Source organism: Kitasatospora sp. NPDC002227 (genome assembly GCF_040296285.1).
Classification (GTDB): Bacteria; Actinomycetota; Actinomycetes; order Streptomycetales; family Streptomycetaceae; genus Kitasatospora.
Genome location: NZ_JBEOWY010000031.1, coordinates 1 through 17,098 on the forward strand (window position 1 = coordinate 1; position 17,098 = coordinate 17,098).

The window sequence follows — 17,098 nt, forward strand, 5'->3', positions numbered from 1 at the left end:
GGCTGCCGCTCGCGCTGGAGCAGTACCGCGCGCTGCTCACCGGTGGGAGAGTAGGACGCCGCCGAACAATTTTTCAGAGAAGCCCCGACCGGGATACCGGTCGGGGCTTCTCGCATTTCCGGGGCAGGAATCAGATCCGCCGCATCCGGTAGACACAGGTCCGGTAGGGCATCTCGACGGTGTCGCGGCCGGCCAGGGCCGGGTCGGTGGTGGCCAGTTCGCCGATCTCGCGGTCGAAGCGGGCCTGTTCCGTGGCGTGGGCGGTCAGGTAGGTGGAGCGGGACCGCACCAGGTCGACCAGCCGGCTCGTCGGGACGGTCACGGTGTGCTCGGTCAGGCCGAGTTCGGGCTCGGAGAACCACGGCGCCACCGGGCCGTACTGCCAGGTACTGTCCAGGCCGTACCCCTCCTTGCCGATGATGTCGGAGAGTGCGGCCACCCACGGGGTGCGGTCGTCACGGATGTTCCACATCGGGGCGAAGACGCCGTCCTTGCGCAGCACCCGGTGGATCTGCGGCAGCGCGGCCTCCGGAGTGAACCAGTGGTACGCCTGCCCGACCACGACGGCGTCGACGGACTCGTCCGGCAGCGGGATGTCCTCGGCGCTGCCGCCGAGTATCTGCGTGCCCGGGAGGCGTTCGGCGGCTACGGCGCGCATCTGCTCGTCGGGCTCGACTGCGATGACCTCATGGCCGGCGTCGCGCAGGACATCGGCCAGCAGTCCGGTGCCGGCCCCCAGATCCAGGACACACATCGGCTTGGCGCCGATGGCCCAAGTGACCGCTTGGAGCGGGTAGGTGGGCCGGATCGAGTCGTAGAGGCGGGCCGCGGAACCGAAGGACAGCGCAGAGGTAGACATGCTTGCGAGCATAAGCGGGGTCCGGCCGGCTCACTCCGAATTTCCGAAGCCCTGCCTTGGGCGGCCCTGGGCCCGAACACCCGGACACGTGCCCTGGTCGGGCGACGACATCGCAGGAGCCTGCGGGGGTGAGGCTCGGCCCGCCGTCAGCGGACGAAGATCCGGTGCGGATTGCGGGTGTCGGCGGGCTGGTTCCGGTCCAGAGCGGCCCCCGGGTACGCTCGGCCGGCGCTCCTCACACCGAAGCTGCCGATCACGGCGGCCAAGCCGGTGAGGCCCGCCAGGCCGGGGGCGGCGCCGCCGCCCCCGATGAGGCAGGCGGTCACGATCAGGGCCACCCCGGCCAGGAGCGTGATCCAGCCGAGCGTGCGGCGATTCTGCTTCTTCTGCACCGCGGTCGGCCCCGAGTCCAGCACGACCTTGACCGGCACGTGGCAGTGGCCGCAGACGGTTTCCAGGACGACGGACCCTGATTCCGGTCGACGGGCCGCACCGAGCGGGAACAGCCGCCACTGCGAGTGGTAGGTCGTGCTCCGCAACCCTTCGGTCCGGGTCAGGCTCGCCCGGTGGCCCAGGTACAGCTGTGACACGTTCACCGGCATGCTCATGGCTCTTGTCTCCCTCCCCGCGCCCAGCTCCCCCAGGCGCCCCCACGGATCGGTATGTTAGCGAACGGAGGTGTACACCATCCGCCGCCCGGCGATGACGGCCACCGACGGCTCCGCTGCACGCGGGCCGGGCACCTGCCTGTCCGGGCCGCCGATGAATGACGGCGCGTGAGAAGTGCGTCGCACGCCGGTGCGTCAGCTCACGGGCACCAGCGTCAGGTAGGCCATCCCCATGACGTCCCGGTAGCCCCGGAGCCACGCGCTGCGGTGCCGGTCGACCCGCTCGCGGGTCTGCTCGGCCAGCGGGTGGCCGGGGTGGGCGGCCAGCCACTCCTCGACGTCGGACTGGTAGCCGGACTCGAAGTCCTCCCACTCGGCCGGGCTCGCGGTCTCGATCCAGCTGGGGCGGAAGCCCGCGGCGATGGTGAGGTCGACCAGACCGGCTAGGTCGTGGAACTCGGTGCCGTCGGCGCCGGGCCACATGGCTGACAACTCGCGCGGTGTCGGCGGGCGCTGCCAGAAGGTCTCGCCGAGGAGGACGCGGCCGCCCGGGGGCACCAGCCGACGCAGGGCCCGCAGGGCTGCGGCGGTGTGCTCCGGGGGCTGGGCCTCGGTGAGAGCGTGGCTCGCGCCGAGGCAGAGGACCAGGTCGGCGGGCCCGACGGTGGGGGAGACGGCGGACTCCTGTCGGAAGCGGACGCGGTCGGCCAGCCCCCGGGCCTCGGCGGCGGCGCGGCCGCGGGCCAGGTCGTCGGCGTTGAGATCGATTCCGGTGCCGGTCGCGCCGGGGAGGGCCTCGAGCAGGCGGAGCATCAACTCGCCCCAGCCACAGCCGAGGTCGAGCACCGTGACGGGGGCGGGGGTGGTGAGCCTACGGATCATGCGATCCGACCGGTTCTCGGAGAGGGGGCCGTGGAAGGTGAGGTGGGTGAGCCTCGGTGGGCCGCTGATGTCGGTCATGGTCGGGACGGTACGCAGGCCCGGGCCGACATTGGCAAGCGGATTAAGCGAATTGCGTGGTCAGAGCGGCCGCGAGGCCAGAGCGGCGGCGTAGGCGCGGACCCGGGCGGAGTCCTCCGGGAAGGCGGTGGCCCAGTCCTCGGCGAGGCTGGTCCAGACGGTGGGCTGGCCGGGCTCGGGGTTGAGCGGGGTGGAGCGGGAGGTGACGGCGGTGTAGGCGAGGCCGAGCGTGGGGGCCCAGCCGGACCGGTAGGAGCGGACGGTCGCAGCGGCCACCCCGGGGAGGAGGGTGAGGCGCAGGCCGGTCTCCTCGAACAGCTCGCGGTGCGCTCCCTCGCGCGGGGTCTCCGAGGGCTCGACCGTGCCGCCCGGCGGCACCAGGCCGCGCCAGCGGTGCCGGATGAGCAGGAGGTGGGTCAGCTCCTCGTCGAAGACCCAGACCTCGGCCGCGAGCGGCGGCATCCGCCGGGGGTCGGCCCGGGCCAGCCAGGTCTGGGCGTGGTCGCTCTCGGTGGCGGCCTGCCGGATGTCGGCGGCGGCTGCCGTGAGCGAGCGTTCGGAGATCAACTCGGAGGTCATGGCCGCAGGGTACGGGCCGGGTCTGACAGCGGCAGGGCGTGTCTTCCGGGGCCGGCCTACTCGAAGCTGACGGTGGCCAGCTTGGACTGGAAGTCCTGGGCGTGGCCGGCGATGGTCTCGGCGTGCTGGTGCATGGTGTCGGCGTGGCCCTCCAGAGCGGTCGGGTCGATGTGGAAGCCGGTGCCTCCCGCGCCGCCGCCGGAGACGCCGAGGGCGGATTCGGCGCCCTTGAAGACGAGACCGCTGACGGCCTGGCCGACGGTCTCGACCAGCGGGTTGATGGCGGCCTCGATGACCTGGCCGATGATGTACTGCTCCAGCTGCTGCTCGAGGAAGTTGACCAGTTTCTTCGCGGCCTCCTCGATGGCGATCATGGCCGCCTCGGCCAGGCCGAAGGTGGCCACGGCGGCGGCCTGGTCGGCGACGAAGGAGGCGGCGAGCACGAGGAGTTCGGCGATCGCCTCGCCCTTCATAGCGACGATCACGTCCGCCGCGACGTCGAGGGCGGTGGCCACGGTGTGGCAGCCCTGGACGAGTTCGTTCATGTGGCTGCCGGAGAGCTGGCCCCACTTGGCCAGCAGCGCTTCGTAGGAGGCGCCCTGGTAGGCCTCGCCGAGGGCCTGGACGGTGGCGGTGGAGTCCTGGTGGGTGTTCTGGACGTTCTCCGCGAACTCCCGGACATGGGAGGCGAACTCGCGCACCTTGTCCTCGTTCACCTGGGGCCAGTTGATCCCGATGAAGTTCAGCAGGGTGACCACTTCGCCCGGCAGTTCGATCGCCACAGCTCCCCCTTGGCCTGTTCGACGGCATGCCGAGAGCCAGGCTAGCCGACCTGACCCCGGAGCGGACCGGGTTGGGACGAACGGTCCGCTCCGGGGCGGGGAGCTCAGGTCGCGGTGAAGTCAGGTCGCGGCGAGCTCGGCGGGCGCGGTCCACCAGCCGGTCGGTGTCGATGCCTGGCGGCCGGAGGACGGTGAGGGCGTCCACGGCGGCCCGGCCGGTGACCTCCAGCTGGTGGGCGGCACCGTCCAACTCCTCGGTGGGGGGCAGGTGGACGCGGTCGGGTCGGCGAGCGGTGAGAACGGCGTGGTGGACCTCCTCGGCCTGTTCCGGACGGGGGCGGGGCTCAGGCCTTGACCTCGCGCGGCATCAGCAGCGCGGAGACCACGGAGGGGGCGGCGCCGATCACCAGCATCACCACCGGCCAGGAGGAGACGGAGAGCAGCGCGGGGATGAGCAGCGGCGTGGCGAAGGCACCGGCGAAGACCATGGTGTTCTCCAAGCCGAGGGCGGTGCCGGAGCGTTCGGCGCCGGCCATGGTGGCGATCTCGGCGTAGTGCACGCCGTGCCAGCCGCAGGCCAGGAAGCCGGCGACCACCATCAGGGCGGCGACCAGCCAGGTGGGGCCGGTCTGGAAGGCGGCGATGCCGACGAAGGCCAGCGCGATGATCCAGCTGTAGACGGTGACCAGGGTGCGGCGGTAGCGGCCGCCGTGCCGGTCGGTCCAACGCCCGCCCCAGACGCGGGAGACGGCGCCGAGCACCTGGACCACGACCAGCAGCACCGCGATGGTGCCGATCGAGAGGTGCTTGACGGTGTGCAGGAAGACCGAGCCGAAGGTGAGCACGGTGAACTGCGGCAGGTCGAGCAGGAAGGCGGTGATCGCCACCCGCCAGATGTCCCAGCGCCCCAGCGGGCTGGGGGTGGTGGCGGCCTGGCTGTCACCGGACTTGGTCCGGGCCAGCGGCGGCTCGTCCAGCCAGATCGCCACGGCGACGGTGGCCAGCAGGCAGATCACGGTGAGGAAGGCGAACACCCAGCGGAAGCCGGCGCCGAGCGCGAGCGGCGGCAGCACGGCGGCGCCGATCGCCCCGCCGGCCGGGACGGCGGCGACCCGCAGGCTGATCGCGAACCCCCGCTTGGCGGGCGGGAACCAGCCCATCACGGCCCGGCCGGAGGCGCCGTTGACGCAGCCGCCGAGCGCGCCCGCGAGGAAGAGCACCACGGCCAGCGCGGTGTAGGAGGGGACCACACCGCCGTGCGGGACGAGGAAGACGGTGACCGCGGCCAGCGCGATCGTGGTGCCGCTGAGGCCGGTGATCAGCACCTTCCGCTCGCCGATGCGGTCGGAGAGGATGCCCCAGAACACGTCGGTGATGAAGATGCCGGCGGTCACGGCGGCCAGGATCAGGCCGAGCTGGCCTGTCGTCAGCCGGTAGGCCTGCTGCAGGATCGAGCCGGAGGTGGGGATGCCCTGGAAGGTGGCGCTGAAGGCCGCCTGGGCACCGATGCCGATGCCGAGGATGCCCCACTTGTAGCGGGCGGAGTGCACCTTGCCGGAGCGGCCCACGGACGGGCCGAAGTCGGCCGCCGGGGCCCCGGCGCTCGGCGGCGCGGGGGGAGACTGGAGTTGCTGGGCCATTGCGGGGATCTCCTCTGGAGGTGGAGCACGGCGGCCGTCCGGGCCTGTGCGGCCCGGACGGCGGTGTGGCGGAACGGAGTTGACTCAGACAGTGTCGACTCGAACGGTGCCGGCCACGGCAGTAGCGCCCAGGACGATGTCGACTCAGACGCCGAGCAGGGCGCCGTCCAGGGCGAGGCCGGAGTCCGGGAGCTCACCGGGCTTCAGCGGGATGGTGCGCTTCTCGCGGATGACGAGCATCTTGCAGCCGTTCGGGCTGGAGACGCGGTGGATGCTGTCCGGCTTCTCGACCACGAGGGTGCCGGGCAGGTAGCGGTCGCCGTTGTCGTTGACGAGCTCGCCGGCCAGGATGAAGAGCAGCTCGAAGCCCAGGTGGCGGTGGAGGTCGCCGTGGGCGCCGGGCAGGAAGTTGGCGATGTAGGCCTCGGCGCCGTCGGGGCCGGTCTCGTCGCCGGTGTACAGCCAGCGCACGTCCACGGCCTCGCGGCCGGGCTGGACGTAGGGCCGCCAGTCGACGGTGCCGTTGGTGAGGCCCTCGCCGAGCAGGTCGGGGAACACCTCGACCTCGCGCTGCTGCGGGGCGTACGTGGTCACGGCGGGTGCGGTGGTCATGACTGTCTCCTCTGGCAGTTGGGGATGTGCGGGCGTTCGGGCGTTCAGAGACCGGGCGCGGCGTGCGCGACGGTCTGCTCCAGCAGGTCCTCGGCGCGGTACTCGAACTGGGCGGCGGTGGCCCGGAGTTCGGCGCGGCGGATCTTGCCGGAGGTGGTCTTGGGCAGGTCGGCGAATTCGAGCAGCGCGATCTGCTGGTGCGGGGCCAGGGTGCGGGCGGCGTAGGAGAGCACGTCCCGGGCCGTCTCGGGGCCGCGCCGGTAGCCGGCGGCCAGTGCCACGTAGGCCTTGGGTACCTGGTAGCCGATCGGGTCGGGCACGGGGACGACGGCGGCCTCGGCGACGGCCTCGTGGCGCAGCAGGACGCTCTCCAGCTCGAACGGGGAGATCCGGTGGTCGTAGGACTTGAAGACGTCGTCGTCGCGGCCGACGTAGGTGAGGTAGCCGTCGGCGTCCCGGGTGGCGATGTCGCCGGTGTGGTACAGGCCGCCGGCCAGCGTCTTGGCGGTCTTGGCGGGGTCGCCGAGGTAGCCGGTCATGATGCCGACCGGGGCCTGCGAGAGGTCGACGCAGATCTCGCCCTCCTCGCCGGCCGCGCCGGTGCGCGGGTCGATCAGCACGATCGGGTAGCCGGGCAGGGGCTTGCCCATCTTGCCGGGGCGCACGGCCAGGCCGGCGGTGTTGCCGATCTGGGCGGTGGTCTCGGTCTGGCCGAAGCCGTCGCGGACGGTGAGGCCCCAGGCGGTGCGGATCTGCTCGATGACGGCCGGGTTGAGCGGCTCGCCGACGGAGGAGGCCTCGCGCAGCGCGGTGGGCCTGGCGCCCAGGTCGTGCTGGATCAGGGTGCGCCAGGCGGTCGGCGGGGCGCACAGGCTGGTGGCCCGCTCCCGCTCGGCGATCTCGAGCAGCAGGCTGGGGGAGGCGCCGGCCGGGAGGTTGACCGACAGCACGGTGGCCTCGGCGTTGAAGGGGCCGAAGAAGCTCGACCAGGCGTGCTTGGCCCAGCCGGGGGCGGAGACGTTGCAGTGCACGTCGCCGGGGAGCAGCCCGTTCCAGTACATACCGGTCAGGTGGCCGACGGGGTAGCTGACGTGGGTGTGGCCGACCATCTTGGGGCGGGAGGTGGTGCCGGAGGTGAAGTAGATGAAGAGCAGGTCGTCGGCGAGGGTGTCCTTGACCGGGGTGTAGTCGGTGGGGGCGGCGTCGGCCTCGGCGTAGTCGTGCCAGCCGGCTACGGGAGCGCCGACGGCGATCCTGGTCAGGTGGGCGGGGGCGGTGTCGAAGGCGCCGGTGAGGTGGTCGGCGGTGATCACGTGGGTGACCTGGCCGCGCAGCATCCGGTCGGCGAGGTCGTCGGCGGAGATCGTGGTGTAGGTCGGGATGACCACGATGCCGAGCTTCATGGCCGCCAGCAGGGCTTCCCAGACGGCGAGTTGGTTGTCGAGCATGAGCAGGAGCCGGTCGCCGGGGGTGACGCCCAGGGAGCGCAGCCAGTTGGCCACCTGGTTGGAGCGGGCGGCGAGGGCGGCGTAGCTCAGCTCGGTGGCGCTGCTGCCGTCGGTGATCCGTACGGCGGTGCGGGAGTTGCCCTCGGCGATGGCGTCGAACCAGTCGAGGGCCCAGTTGAAGCGCTCCAGCCTCGGCCAGCGGAAGCGGGCGACGGCGGCGTCGTGGTCCTCGCGCAGCTCCAGGAGCAGGTCGCGCGCGGCGCGGAACTCCGCCGTGGCGGAGGGGTGGTAGCCGGTCACGGGCGGTCTCACTTCTCGGTGGGGGCAGCGGTGGGGGTGTCCTGCGCGTTGAGGATGTCGACGGCGATGGCGTCGGCGTCGGCGTGGAAGCCGACCATCGGGCCGGGGCGGCCGTTGCCGATCTGGGTGAACCAGCGCAGCTCCTCGGTGGGGATGCCGAGCGCGTACAGGCCCTTGGTGGGGCGGCCGGCGGCGTCGATGACCCGGAAGGGCTTGTCGGTGACGGCGAGCGCGCCGGTGGTGAAGCGGGCACCGTCCTGGGCACTGATGTTGGTGTGGGTGGTGGCGCAGCCGTCGCCGATCAGCTGGCGCATCAGCGGCGAGGCGTCGACCCGGACGTCGGCGCGCGGGATGCGGGCGTCGATCAGGGTGGTGGCGGTGATCTCGGCGCCGTCCACCTGGCTGGAGTTCAGCGAGAACACCCCGGTGTCCTCGCACTGCCCGACCTCGAGGCCGGGGCCGACCACGGTGAGGATGCCGGCCTCGATCAGCGCGATGGCCTGCTGGATGCGGATCGCGGGCGGCCCGGCGGAGACCATGGTGTTGATCGGGTTGAACCAGTGCAGGAACTCGTCGCGCTGGGAGTCCGGGTGCAGGCTGGCGAACTCGACCGCCTCGCGGACCACCCCGCGGATGTCCCGCAGGATGTCCAGGGCGGCCTTCAACGGGCCGTCGACGTTGCCGAGTTCGGCCTCGGCGGCGTCGTGGGCGAGCACCCCGAGCAGCCGGGTGTGGAACTCCTCGGGGGAGGCGAAGTGCTCACCGGCGAACGGGCGTGCCATGCCCTCGAGGTCGATCGGCGGCACCGAGCCGAGGCCGGACTCGGCCAGCAGCTTGCTGAGCGCCTCGGCGCCCTCGGCGACGGCCTCGGTGTAGGCGGCGGAGAAGGCCGTGGCGGCCTCCGCGCCGTCCCGGCGACGGACGTGGGTGGCGTAGTAGGCGTGGTCCACCTCGCGCAGCATCAGCGGCAGAACGTGCTCGCGGAAGCGCAGTTTGACGCTGCCGGTCTCGTCGAGCACCTGGGCGCGGATGTCGGCCAGCGCCTCGTGGGTGAAGAACTTGGGGGTGTACCGGTAGTCGGCACCCTTCTGGTTGCGGCCGCGGGCGAGCAGCGGCAGGCCGCTGCGGGAGCCCGCGTAGATCTGCGGCTCGTGGCCCGAAGGGAGGTACGTCAGACGGCCGTTGACGCGTTCGACGAACCGCCCGCCGCGGCCGGTGGTGAGCACGGCGGTGATGTCGTAGAAGGTCAGGCCGAGGCCGATGACGGCCACCGGCTTGCGGGCGGGCAGGTCGTCCAGGCCCATGTCGGCCGCGGAGTCGCCGCGCAGGTAGGTGGTGCCGCGGTGGCGGGAGGCGAAGTCGAGCAGGTCGCGGTCGGCGCCGCCGGCGAAGTTGTGCGGGTGGCCGGTGGTGAGGATGACCCGGTCCGCCTCGAGGTGCTCGCCGGTGCTGGTGGTGAGCTGGTAGGCGCGCTCGTCGCCGCGCTTGGCCCAGCGGGCCCGGGCGCGGACCGGCACGACGGTGACGGACTCCGGCAGGTGGGCGGTGATCCGCCGGTACACGTCGTGCAGGTAGGTGCCGTAAACCCGGCGCGGGGCATAGATGTTGGGCGAGTCGAGCCCTGGGTGCTCGTCCGGGCGGCTGCACAGCCACTGGTGCAGGGAGGGGCCGGCCCCGGCCCGCCAGGGGCCGCCGTCGGCCTCGCCGGAGTAGAGGCTGACCTCGCCCGCGGCGGTGTTCATCAGCAGCCATTCGGACTGGTCCGTGCGCCAGACCCGGCCTGCGCCGTGTTCGCCCGGATCTATGGTGAATATCCTGACCGGGCGCGGCTGTTGGGCCTTGGCGGCGGCCTCGGCCGCCTCCTGGCCGAGTCGCACGACCAGGCGCTCCAGGACCGAGAGGCCCCGTGGGCCCATGCCGACGATGGCGATGTTCAGGGTGTTGTCGTGCATCTGTGCCGTCCCTTCCTAGGGGGGTGTAGCGATCACCGGACTGTGTTTGCAGGTGTCTTGCTACTCCGGGCCGCCGGGCGGGAGAGGGGGGGGCCTGTGCCGCCGCCGTCGTACCGCGGGCTCGGATTCGTGCACTGATGTCCAAAGTTTGACCCGGATCGCGACAGCTGGGGTGAAAGCGAGGACAGCTGACGTCAGTCGTCCGCAGATCCGTCAGGTTGGTTTAACTCCCGTCCGAAGGATAGAAGTTGATCATCAGAGGGGGTCTGCTGGTGGGCGGGCCGTCGTACGGTGGTCGCTGACAGGTTCGGGAGACAGTGGCGGAGGGGGTTCCCATGCAGTCAGTGGCACCGGTGATCGGGCGAAGAGCGCGCAACCGGCAGCGGGTCCAGGAGCGGCTGTACGAGGCGGGGTTGAGCCTGATCACCGCGCAGGGTTACGACCGCACCTCGATCGAGGAGATCGCCGAGCGGGCCGATGTGGCGCGCGGGACGTTCTTCAACTACTTCCAGCGGAAGGAAGATCTGGTCACCGAGTGGGGCGAGCGGCGGCGGGTCAGGCTCGCGGACGCCCTGCTGGCGGGCGGATCGCCGCGCGGTGACGGATTAGGCGCCCGGCTGGAGCACTTCATGACGGTGCTCGGGCGGGTGAGCGAGGAGGAGCGGGAGGTCACCGTCGCGATGCTGACGGCCTGGGTCAAGGCCGGGCGGCCGCTGCTCGAGGAGCCGTACGTGGCCGAGACCTTCGGCCGGATCCTGGCGGAGGGGGCCGTCCGGGGCGAACTGCGCGACGGGGTCGGCCCGCAGCAGGTGGGCGAGGTGCTGCGCGACCTGTACGTCGGCACGCTCTACCGGTGGTCCCGGGAGGTGCCGGTGGCGGAGCGGGGTGCGCTGGAGGCCGAACTCCTGGCGGTGCTGAGGCTCCTGGTCGAGGGAGTCGTCGCCCGGCGTGATCCGGAGGTCACGCCTTAGCCGGGGTGGCTCGTGGGGCGCACCCGGCGCGCGTGTGCGGGCCCGTGCTTCCGCCGGGTGCAGCGGGGGCGGACCGTCCGTGTACCACTGAGCCACCGGATGACTACCATGCGTGGCATGACTGGTCAGGGAGCGGCGCCCGGCACGGGCAAAGCAGTGGTGGTCGGTGGCGGGCACGCCGGGCTGTTGGCGGCGTGGGCGCTGCGGGGGCAGGCCGAGGAGATCGTGGTGGTCGAGCGGGACCACTACCCGGCGGCGGCCGCCTTCCGGGCCGGTGTGCCCCAGGGGCGCCACGCCCACCTGCTGCTGGAAGCCGGTCACCGGGCACTGGAGGAGCAAGTTCCCGGGATCCGCGAGGAGTTGGTGGCGGCCGGCGCGGTCTGGGTCAACATGGCCCAGGGGCTGCGCTGGCTGAGCCCGGCGGGCTGGATGGCCGAGCACGTCAGCGACCTGCGGATGCTCTCCTGCACCCGCCCGGTGCTCGAGCACGTGCTGCGTGCCAGGGTGCGGGCCGAGCCCTCGATCCGCTTCCTCGAGGGCACCGAGGCGGTCGGCCTGCTCGGCACGCCCGCCGAGGTCGCCGGCGTGCTGGTGCGCGAGCGCGGCGAGGGCGGCGAAACCCGGCGGCTGGACGCGCGGTTGGTGGTGGACGCCAGTGGCCGGGCGGCCGGAGCGGCCGGCTGGCTGGCGGCGCTCGGCGCCCCGCCGGTGCCCGAGGAGCGGGTGGACGCCGGCGTCCGGTACGCCAGCCGGCTCTACCACCGGCCGGTGGGGCTCGAATTGGACTTCGAGGCGCTCTACCTGCAGACCAAGGCCCCGGACATCCGCCAGCTCGGCGTGCTGCTGCCGGTGGAGGACGGGCGTTGGATCGTCAGTGTCGGCGGGATGCGCGGTGGCGAGCCGGAGCCGGGGGAGGCGGGGTTCCTGCGCCAGTTGGAGCTGCTGCGCGACTCCAGCATGCGCGAGGCCGTCGCCGCGGCCGCCCCGGCGGGCGAGGTGCGCGGCTTCCTGCCCGGCCCGGCGGTCTGCCGCCACTACGAGCGCCAGGCCCCCGAGGGCCTGGTGGTGATCGGCGACGCCTCCTGCACCTTCAACCCCGTGTACGGCCAGGGGCTGACGGTGGCCGCGTTCGGCGCCGGGGCGCTGCGGGCCGCGGTGGAGCGGCACGGCGGCATCGGCCACCCGGCGGCCGCGGCGGCCCGCAGGGCCGTCGCGGCTCTCACCAAGGACCCGTGGGTGATGTCCTCCAGCGAGGACGCCCGCTTCGCGGCCACCGAGGGCGCGCGCAGCGGGCCGGCACTGCGCGTCCAACACCTCTTCCTGGACCGGGTGCTGGCCCGGGCGACCAAGGACCCGAAGGTCGCGGCCGCGTTCTACCAGGTGATGACGCTGGTGGCACCGCCGACCCTGCTGTTCCGCCCGGCCACCCTGGGCGCCGTGCTGCTGGGCTGAGCACTCAGCGGGCCAGGTGGGCGAGGACGGCCGGCAGGTACCGTTCGGCGTCCGCCTCGGGCAGCCAGTGGGTGGCCCCGTCGAGCGGGAGGAAGTGGTAGGCGGCCTCGACGTACTTGGCGGTCAGCGCGGCCGCGTCCGGCCCGAGCGCCATGTCCTCGGTGCCCCAGACGTAGAGGGTGGGCACGGTGACGGGCGCCACCTCGGTCTCGAAGGTGCCGGGGACGGCGCGGTACCAGTTGAGCCCGCCGGTGAGCGCGCCCGCGGCCAGACGCCGGAGGTTGTCCTCGACCAACTCCTGCGCCACCGCGCCCTGGTAGACCCCACGCAGTGGCTCCCCGCCCTCGGCCAGCAGCACCTGCTCGGCCTTGTGGCCGGGCGCCTGGAACAGCTGGACGTACTTCGAGCGCTCCGCCTGGTCGGTGGCGCCGCGCAGGGCCTCCTGCAGCGCGCCGGGGTGCGGGGTGGCGAGCACGGAGAGGGTGCGTATCCGCTCGGGGTGTCGGGCGGCCGCCGCCCAGGCGACCAGCCCGCCCCAGTCGTGTGCCAGCAGGTGGAATCGGCGGGCGCCGAGCGCGTCGGCGAAGCCGAGGACGTCCTCGACCAGCGCGTCCACGTGGTAGGCGGAGACCTCGGCGGGCCTGGCCCGGGGCGAGTAGCCGCGCTGGTCCACCGCGACCGCCCGGTACCCGGCCGCCGCGAGCTCGGTCAGCGCCGCGCCCCAGCAGTCGGCGAACTCGGGGAACCCGTGCAGCAGCAGGACCAGTTCGCCCTCCTGCGGCCCCGCGGCGTACGCGTCGAAGGTGTACGCACCGAGGGTGATCTCCAGCTGCTCGACGCTCTCGTCCCAACTCGCCGTCATGGCCAGGCCCTTCCGATCCGTCCGGTGTCCGTTCTCCGTACCCTTACCACCCGCCCGGCGGATCATGCGCCGGGCGGGTGGCCGGCGGGTCAGGGGTAGGAGAGGACGGTGGAGGGGGTGGTGCCGGTGCCGGAGGTGGCCGCGCCGGTGGAGTCGACCACGTGGTCGTACTGGCCGTTGCCGCCGAGCGAGACCACCAGCAGGTCGTGGAACTTCACACCCGGGGTGTTCGGCACCTCGAAGCCGTGGTCCATCCGGATGGTCGGGTCCACGTTGAAGTAGCAGTAGCTGCCCAGGCCCCAGCCTTCGTGGACCTTGACGGTGTCGTCCACCTTGTACGCGGCCCAGCCCTTGACCGAGCCGTTCTGCACCGCGGCCTGGTTGGGCGCGTCGTAGGCGATCTCGTTCTGGAAGAAGATCGTCCGCCCGCGCTCGCCGGACCACTCGACGTCGTACTTCTCGAAGTGCTCCACGAACAGCCCGGTGGTCAGCACGTCGTTGCCGTGCACGACCAGGCCGTAGTCGGCCGGGTTGACGGTCCAGCCCACGCCGGTGCCGTGGTCGGCCCGCCAGAGCCAGGTGTGGTCCACGATCACGTTGTTGCTGTTGACCGCCATCGCCGTGCCGGCCTGGCCGGCCCCGGCGCCGCCGACCCGGACGAACACGTCCTGCACGGTGGTCGGGTCGGCGGTGTGGTCGGCGGCCGAGCCGTCCGGGCCGAGCTGGATCAGCACGGGCGACTTGACGGGCCCGGCGTCGATCAGCAGACCGGCGAGGCGGATGCCGTCCACGTCGGCCGTGCGCAGCGCGGTGACGCCGTTGTCCGGCACCAGGGTGGCCAGGCCGAGGCCCAGCACCACGGTGTCGGGCCGGGTCACGTCGATGGGCCGGTCCACGTGGTAGACCCCGGGGGTGAAGAGCAGGTTGAGGCCCTGGGCGAGCGCGGCGTTGATGGTCGCGGCGGTGGCGCCGGCCTTGACCACGTAGAACTGGCTCAGCGGCAGCGAGGTGCCGGGGGTGGCGCCGTTCGCCCAGGAGACGCCAACGGCGTCGGTGCGCTTGGCGGGCACGAACACCCGGTAGCCGGACGCGTCCTGGTAGAGGTAGGGCTTCTCCCGGGAGACGGGCGTGCTGGGAAGGGTGCTGTAGGGCGGGTTGGGGAAGCTCTGGGCGGGCGCGCCCTGGACGCCGGAGAAGGTCTGGTTCCATACGCCGTTGCTGAATCCGCCGATGGAGCTGTCCCGGGTGTACCACTGCTGCTGCGAGTAGTTGCCGACCTGGCCGTCCACCTTGGAGTCGGCGAGGTAGCCGCCGCTGGCCCAACCGTAGCCGTTGGGGGCCAGGTTGAGGCCGCCCTTGATGTGCATCCGGCGCAGCGGGGCGGCCTGGGCGACGGCCCAGCGGTCGGTGCCGCTGACGGGGTTGAGCGCGAGGTTCTCCGCCGAGCGCCAGAAGTTCTGGGTGGCGTTGCCGTTGAACCAGCCCGCGTCCACGGTGACATCGCCGTTGACGGTGGTGTCGTCGGGGTTCAGGCCCAGGCCCGCGATCGAGGTGTAGAAGCCGATCTGCGCGTTGAGGCCGCTGTAGGTGCCGGGCTTGAAGAGCAGCGCGTAGCGGTCGATGCCGAACTGGTTGGTCTCCTGCTTGGCGAAGACGGCGTCCAGCTTGGACTGGATGTCGGTCATCGAGGGGTCGAAGACCAGGACGTTCGGGCCGAGGTCGCCGCCGCCCTGGATCGGCCCGGAGGTGGTGTGGACGGCCATCGACCAGAGGGAGTAGCCGTAGGCGGTGCCCCTGGCCTGGCCGTTGAGGCGCAGGTAGCGGCCGGTGCCGGTGACGCCCAGGGTCTCGGTGCCGCCGGTGCCGGTGGTGGTGGAGTAGATGGTGGTCCAGGTGGTGCCGTCGGGGGAGGTCTGCAGCTGGTAGGCCTTGCCGTACGCCGCCTCCCAACTGAGCACCACCTGGCAGATCTGCTGGCTGCTGCCGAGGTCGACCTGGAGCCACTGGGCGTCGGTGAAGGCGGAGGACCAGCGGGTGGCCGGGTCGCCGTCGAAGGCGGCGGAGGCCGCGGTGCCCGCGTTCTCGGTGGAGGAGGTGGTGGCCGGATGCCCCTGGGCGGCGTCGGTGCTGCCGCAGGCGGCGGCCGCCGGGGTGCCGTAGACCTGGAGCTCCCAGAGGGAGTAGCCGTAGGCGGTGCCCCTGGCCTGGCCGTTGAGGCGCAGGTAGCGGCCGGTGCCGGTGACGCCCAGGGTCTCGGTGCCGCCGGTGCCGGTGGTGGTGGAGTAGATCGTGGTCCAGGTGGCGCCGTCGGAGGAGGTCTGCAGCTGGTAGGCCTTGCCGTAGGCCGCCTCCCAGGTGAGCACCACGCGGTCGATGGCGGCCGGGGCGCCGAGGTCGACCTGCAGCCACTGGGCGTCGGTGAAGGCGGAGGACCAGCGGGTGGCGGTGTCGCCGTCGAAGGCGGCGGAGGCGGGGGTGCCCGCGTTCTCCGTGGAGGAGGCGGTGGCCGAATGCCCTTGCGAGAGCAGGGTGTCGGTGGCCGCGTGGGCGGGGGTGGGGGGTGTGGTGAGCGGGGCGGCCAGGAACAGGGCCAGGCCGAGCAGCGCGGCCAGCGCCGGGCGGGAGCGTGCTGAAGCGAGCCTCACGGGCTTCTCCTGCGATGGGTGGGGGTGGGGGAAGGGGCGCGGGCCGTGCGGCGGGCGGAGGGTTCCCCGTCCGGGAGTCTCCGGGGCCGCGGCGGCGTGCGTCAACCCCTCGGCGGTCCTTTCTTCACGCCGTGAACTCGACTGCGGTGGTGGAAGGTCAGCGCTGTGTCAGGTCGCCGCCGGAGTCGAGGAAGTGGGAGAGCGGCAGGGCGGCGGCCCCGACCGTGACGGCGTCGGGGCCGAGGGTGCCGAGCTCGATCGAGGTCTGGGCGTGGGGGAAGCGCAGCGCGTGGCGGGCGGCGGAGCGGCGGATGCCCGGGAGCAGCCGGGGGCCGAGCAGCAGGCCGGCCCAGCCGCCGATCACGATGCGTTCGGGGTTGAAGAGGTTGACCAGATCGGCGATGGCGGCGCCGAAGTACTCGGCGGCCTCGTCGAGCAGCTCGACGGCGGCCTGCTGGCCGTCGGTGGCGGCGCCGAGCAGTGCGGCGAGCCCGGCCTTGTCGTCGGCCCCGGCGGGTGCACGGCCCCAGCACTTCACCAGGGCCGCCGCTCCGACGTAGGCCTCCAGGCAGCCGCGGGCGCCGCAGCGGCAGCGCCGCCCGCCGACGTGCAGGCGGGTGTGCCCCCACTCGCCCGCGCTGCTGGTCGCGCCCCGGAACCGGGCGCCGTCCACGATCACGCAGGCGCCGACGCCCGAGCCGACCAGCGCGATCACGGCGTGCCGGGCGCCGCGCCCGGCCCCGAACCACATCTCGGCCTGCCCGAGCGTCTTGGCGCCGTTGTCCACGTACAGCGGCAGTGACGTCCCGGCGCGGAGCAGGCGGCCGAGCGGCACGGCGTCCCAGCCGATGGTCTGGCTGTGCACCACGATGCCGTGCCCGTCGGCGGCCGGATCGCCCTGCTCCACGATGCCGGGCACGCCGATGCCGACGCCGAGCACGGTGGCCGGGTCGGTGCCGGCCAGCACCTCGTCCAGCCCGCCGAGGACGGCGGCCACCACCTGGCCGACGTCGTGCCCGCCGTCGGTCAACGGATGGTCGCTGGCGGCGAGTTCGGTCAGTGCGAGGTCGAAGAGGGCGACCCGGACCTGGGTCTCGCCCACGTCCACCCCGACCAGCCGGGCCCGGCCCGGCGGCACCCGGAGCAGGATGCGCGGGCGGCCGCCGTCGGACTCCACCGAGCCGCACTCCTCCAGGAGCCCGTCGGCGAGCAGCTCGGCGGTGACGTTGCTGATCGAGCCCGCGCTCAGGCCGGTGCTCTGCCCGAGCTCCTGGCGGCTGATCGGCCCGTCGAAGTACACCCGGCGCAGCAGGATCGACCTGCTGCCCCGCCGCAGGTCACGCACGGTCCGCTTGCCTCGCGCTGTCATCACAGCTCCTCTCCGAGCGCAATCTACCGCTGCGCGAAGTCTTGACGCCACCATTTCCG

Annotated in this window: 14 protein-coding genes; 2 read left to right on the top strand and 12 right to left on the bottom strand. The window is 72.7% G+C overall.

Annotated elements, in window-relative coordinates; all coding sequences use genetic code 11:
• Positions 1-130: 130 nt before the first annotated feature.
• The 9 genes from ABT095_RS24795 to ABT095_RS24835 all read right to left on the bottom strand — a co-directional run bounded on the left by ABT095_RS24795 (position 131) and on the right by ABT095_RS24835 (position 9,740).
• Positions 131-859: a class I SAM-dependent methyltransferase gene (locus tag ABT095_RS24795; protein WP_350531683.1), complete on the bottom strand. Its 729-nt coding sequence runs from the start codon at positions 857-859 to the stop codon at positions 131-133.
• Positions 860-1,005: 146 nt separating this feature from the next.
• Positions 1,006-1,467, bottom strand: a complete 462-nt coding sequence (locus ABT095_RS24800) for a hypothetical protein (protein ID WP_350531684.1) — start codon at positions 1,465-1,467, stop codon at positions 1,006-1,008.
• Positions 1,468-1,662: 195 nt separating this feature from the next.
• Complete coding sequence (locus tag ABT095_RS24805; RefSeq protein ID WP_350531685.1) at positions 1,663-2,427, bottom strand: SAM-dependent methyltransferase; 765 nt, start codon at positions 2,425-2,427, stop codon at positions 1,663-1,665.
• A gap of 60 nt (positions 2,428-2,487) precedes the next feature.
• Complete coding sequence (locus tag ABT095_RS24810; RefSeq protein ID WP_350531686.1) at positions 2,488-3,006, bottom strand: NUDIX hydrolase; 519 nt, start codon at positions 3,004-3,006, stop codon at positions 2,488-2,490.
• Between the two features lie 56 nt (positions 3,007-3,062).
• Complete coding sequence (locus tag ABT095_RS24815) at positions 3,063-3,788, bottom strand: WXG100 family type VII secretion target (RefSeq protein WP_350531687.1); 726 nt, start codon at positions 3,786-3,788, stop codon at positions 3,063-3,065.
• A 344-nt stretch (positions 3,789-4,132) separates the two neighbouring features.
• A complete protein-coding gene (locus ABT095_RS24820; RefSeq protein ID WP_350531688.1) occupies positions 4,133-5,428 on the bottom strand; it encodes an MFS transporter in 1,296 nt (431 codons plus the stop codon).
• A 144-nt stretch (positions 5,429-5,572) separates the two neighbouring features.
• The gene (locus ABT095_RS24825) at positions 5,573-6,040 is read right to left on the bottom strand and encodes a cupin domain-containing protein (protein ID WP_350531689.1); all 468 of its coding nucleotides are present in this window, start codon (positions 6,038-6,040) and stop codon (positions 5,573-5,575) included.
• Positions 6,041-6,084: 44 nt separating this feature from the next.
• Positions 6,085-7,788, bottom strand: coding sequence for an AMP-binding protein (locus ABT095_RS24830; protein WP_350531690.1), 1,704 nt, complete (start codon positions 7,786-7,788; stop codon positions 6,085-6,087).
• Between the two features lie 8 nt (positions 7,789-7,796).
• Positions 7,797-9,740 carry an FAD/NAD(P)-binding protein gene (locus ABT095_RS24835; protein WP_350531691.1) on the bottom strand — a complete coding sequence of 648 codons (1,944 nt, stop codon included), beginning with the start codon at positions 9,738-9,740 and terminating at the stop codon, positions 7,797-7,799.
• A 335-nt stretch (positions 9,741-10,075) separates the two neighbouring features.
• Between ABT095_RS24835 and ABT095_RS24840 the strand changes: the two genes are divergently transcribed.
• Both ABT095_RS24840 and ABT095_RS24845 read left to right on the top strand, forming a co-directional pair.
• On the top strand, positions 10,076-10,711 hold the full coding sequence (locus ABT095_RS24840) for a TetR/AcrR family transcriptional regulator (protein ID WP_350531692.1): 636 nt from the start codon (positions 10,076-10,078) through the stop codon (positions 10,709-10,711).
• A gap of 117 nt (positions 10,712-10,828) precedes the next feature.
• A complete protein-coding gene (locus tag ABT095_RS24845; RefSeq protein ID WP_350531693.1) occupies positions 10,829-12,163 on the top strand; it encodes an FAD-dependent oxidoreductase in 1,335 nt (444 codons plus the stop codon).
• A 4-nt stretch (positions 12,164-12,167) separates the two neighbouring features.
• On the opposite strand, the gene ABT095_RS24850 is transcribed toward ABT095_RS24845, so the two are convergent.
• The 3 genes from ABT095_RS24850 to ABT095_RS24860 form a co-directional block, all read right to left on the bottom strand.
• Entirely contained in the window at positions 12,168-13,025 is an 858-nt protein-coding gene (locus ABT095_RS24850; protein ID WP_350531694.1) for an alpha/beta fold hydrolase, read from the bottom strand.
• 89 nt (positions 13,026-13,114) lie between these two features.
• Positions 13,115-15,670 (bottom strand): pectate lyase-like domain-containing protein, encoded by a 2,556-nt coding sequence (locus tag ABT095_RS24855; RefSeq protein WP_350531695.1) that lies wholly within the window; start codon positions 15,668-15,670, stop codon positions 13,115-13,117.
• 157 nt (positions 15,671-15,827) lie between these two features.
• Positions 15,828-17,039, bottom strand: coding sequence for an ROK family protein (locus tag ABT095_RS24860; RefSeq protein WP_350531696.1), 1,212 nt, complete (start codon positions 17,037-17,039; stop codon positions 15,828-15,830).
• Positions 17,040-17,098 lie beyond the last annotated feature (59 nt).

Coding starts and splice junctions, on each gene's coding strand:
- ABT095_RS24850 (WP_350531694.1), bottom strand. CDS start 13,025: ATGACGGCGAGTTGGGACGAGAGCGTCGAGCAGCTGGAGATCACCCTC.
- ABT095_RS24835 (WP_350531691.1), bottom strand. CDS start 9,740: ATGCACGACAACACCCTGAACATCGCCATCGTCGGCATGGGCCCACGG.
- ABT095_RS24795 (WP_350531683.1), bottom strand. CDS start 859: ATGTCTACCTCTGCGCTGTCCTTCGGTTCCGCGGCCCGCCTCTACGAC.
- ABT095_RS24845 (WP_350531693.1), top strand. CDS start 10,829: ATGACTGGTCAGGGAGCGGCGCCCGGCACGGGCAAAGCAGTGGTGGTC.
- ABT095_RS24840 (WP_350531692.1), top strand. CDS start 10,076: ATGCAGTCAGTGGCACCGGTGATCGGGCGAAGAGCGCGCAACCGGCAG.
- ABT095_RS24820 (WP_350531688.1), bottom strand. CDS start 5,428: ATGGCCCAGCAACTCCAGTCTCCCCCCGCGCCGCCGAGCGCCGGGGCC.
- ABT095_RS24810 (WP_350531686.1), bottom strand. CDS start 3,006: ATGACCTCCGAGTTGATCTCCGAACGCTCGCTCACGGCAGCCGCCGCC.
- ABT095_RS24825 (WP_350531689.1), bottom strand. CDS start 6,040: ATGACCACCGCACCCGCCGTGACCACGTACGCCCCGCAGCAGCGCGAG.
- ABT095_RS24860 (WP_350531696.1), bottom strand. CDS start 17,039: ATGACAGCGCGAGGCAAGCGGACCGTGCGTGACCTGCGGCGGGGCAGC.
- ABT095_RS24805 (WP_350531685.1), bottom strand. CDS start 2,427: ATGACCGACATCAGCGGCCCACCGAGGCTCACCCACCTCACCTTCCAC.
- ABT095_RS24800 (WP_350531684.1), bottom strand. CDS start 1,467: ATGAGCATGCCGGTGAACGTGTCACAGCTGTACCTGGGCCACCGGGCG.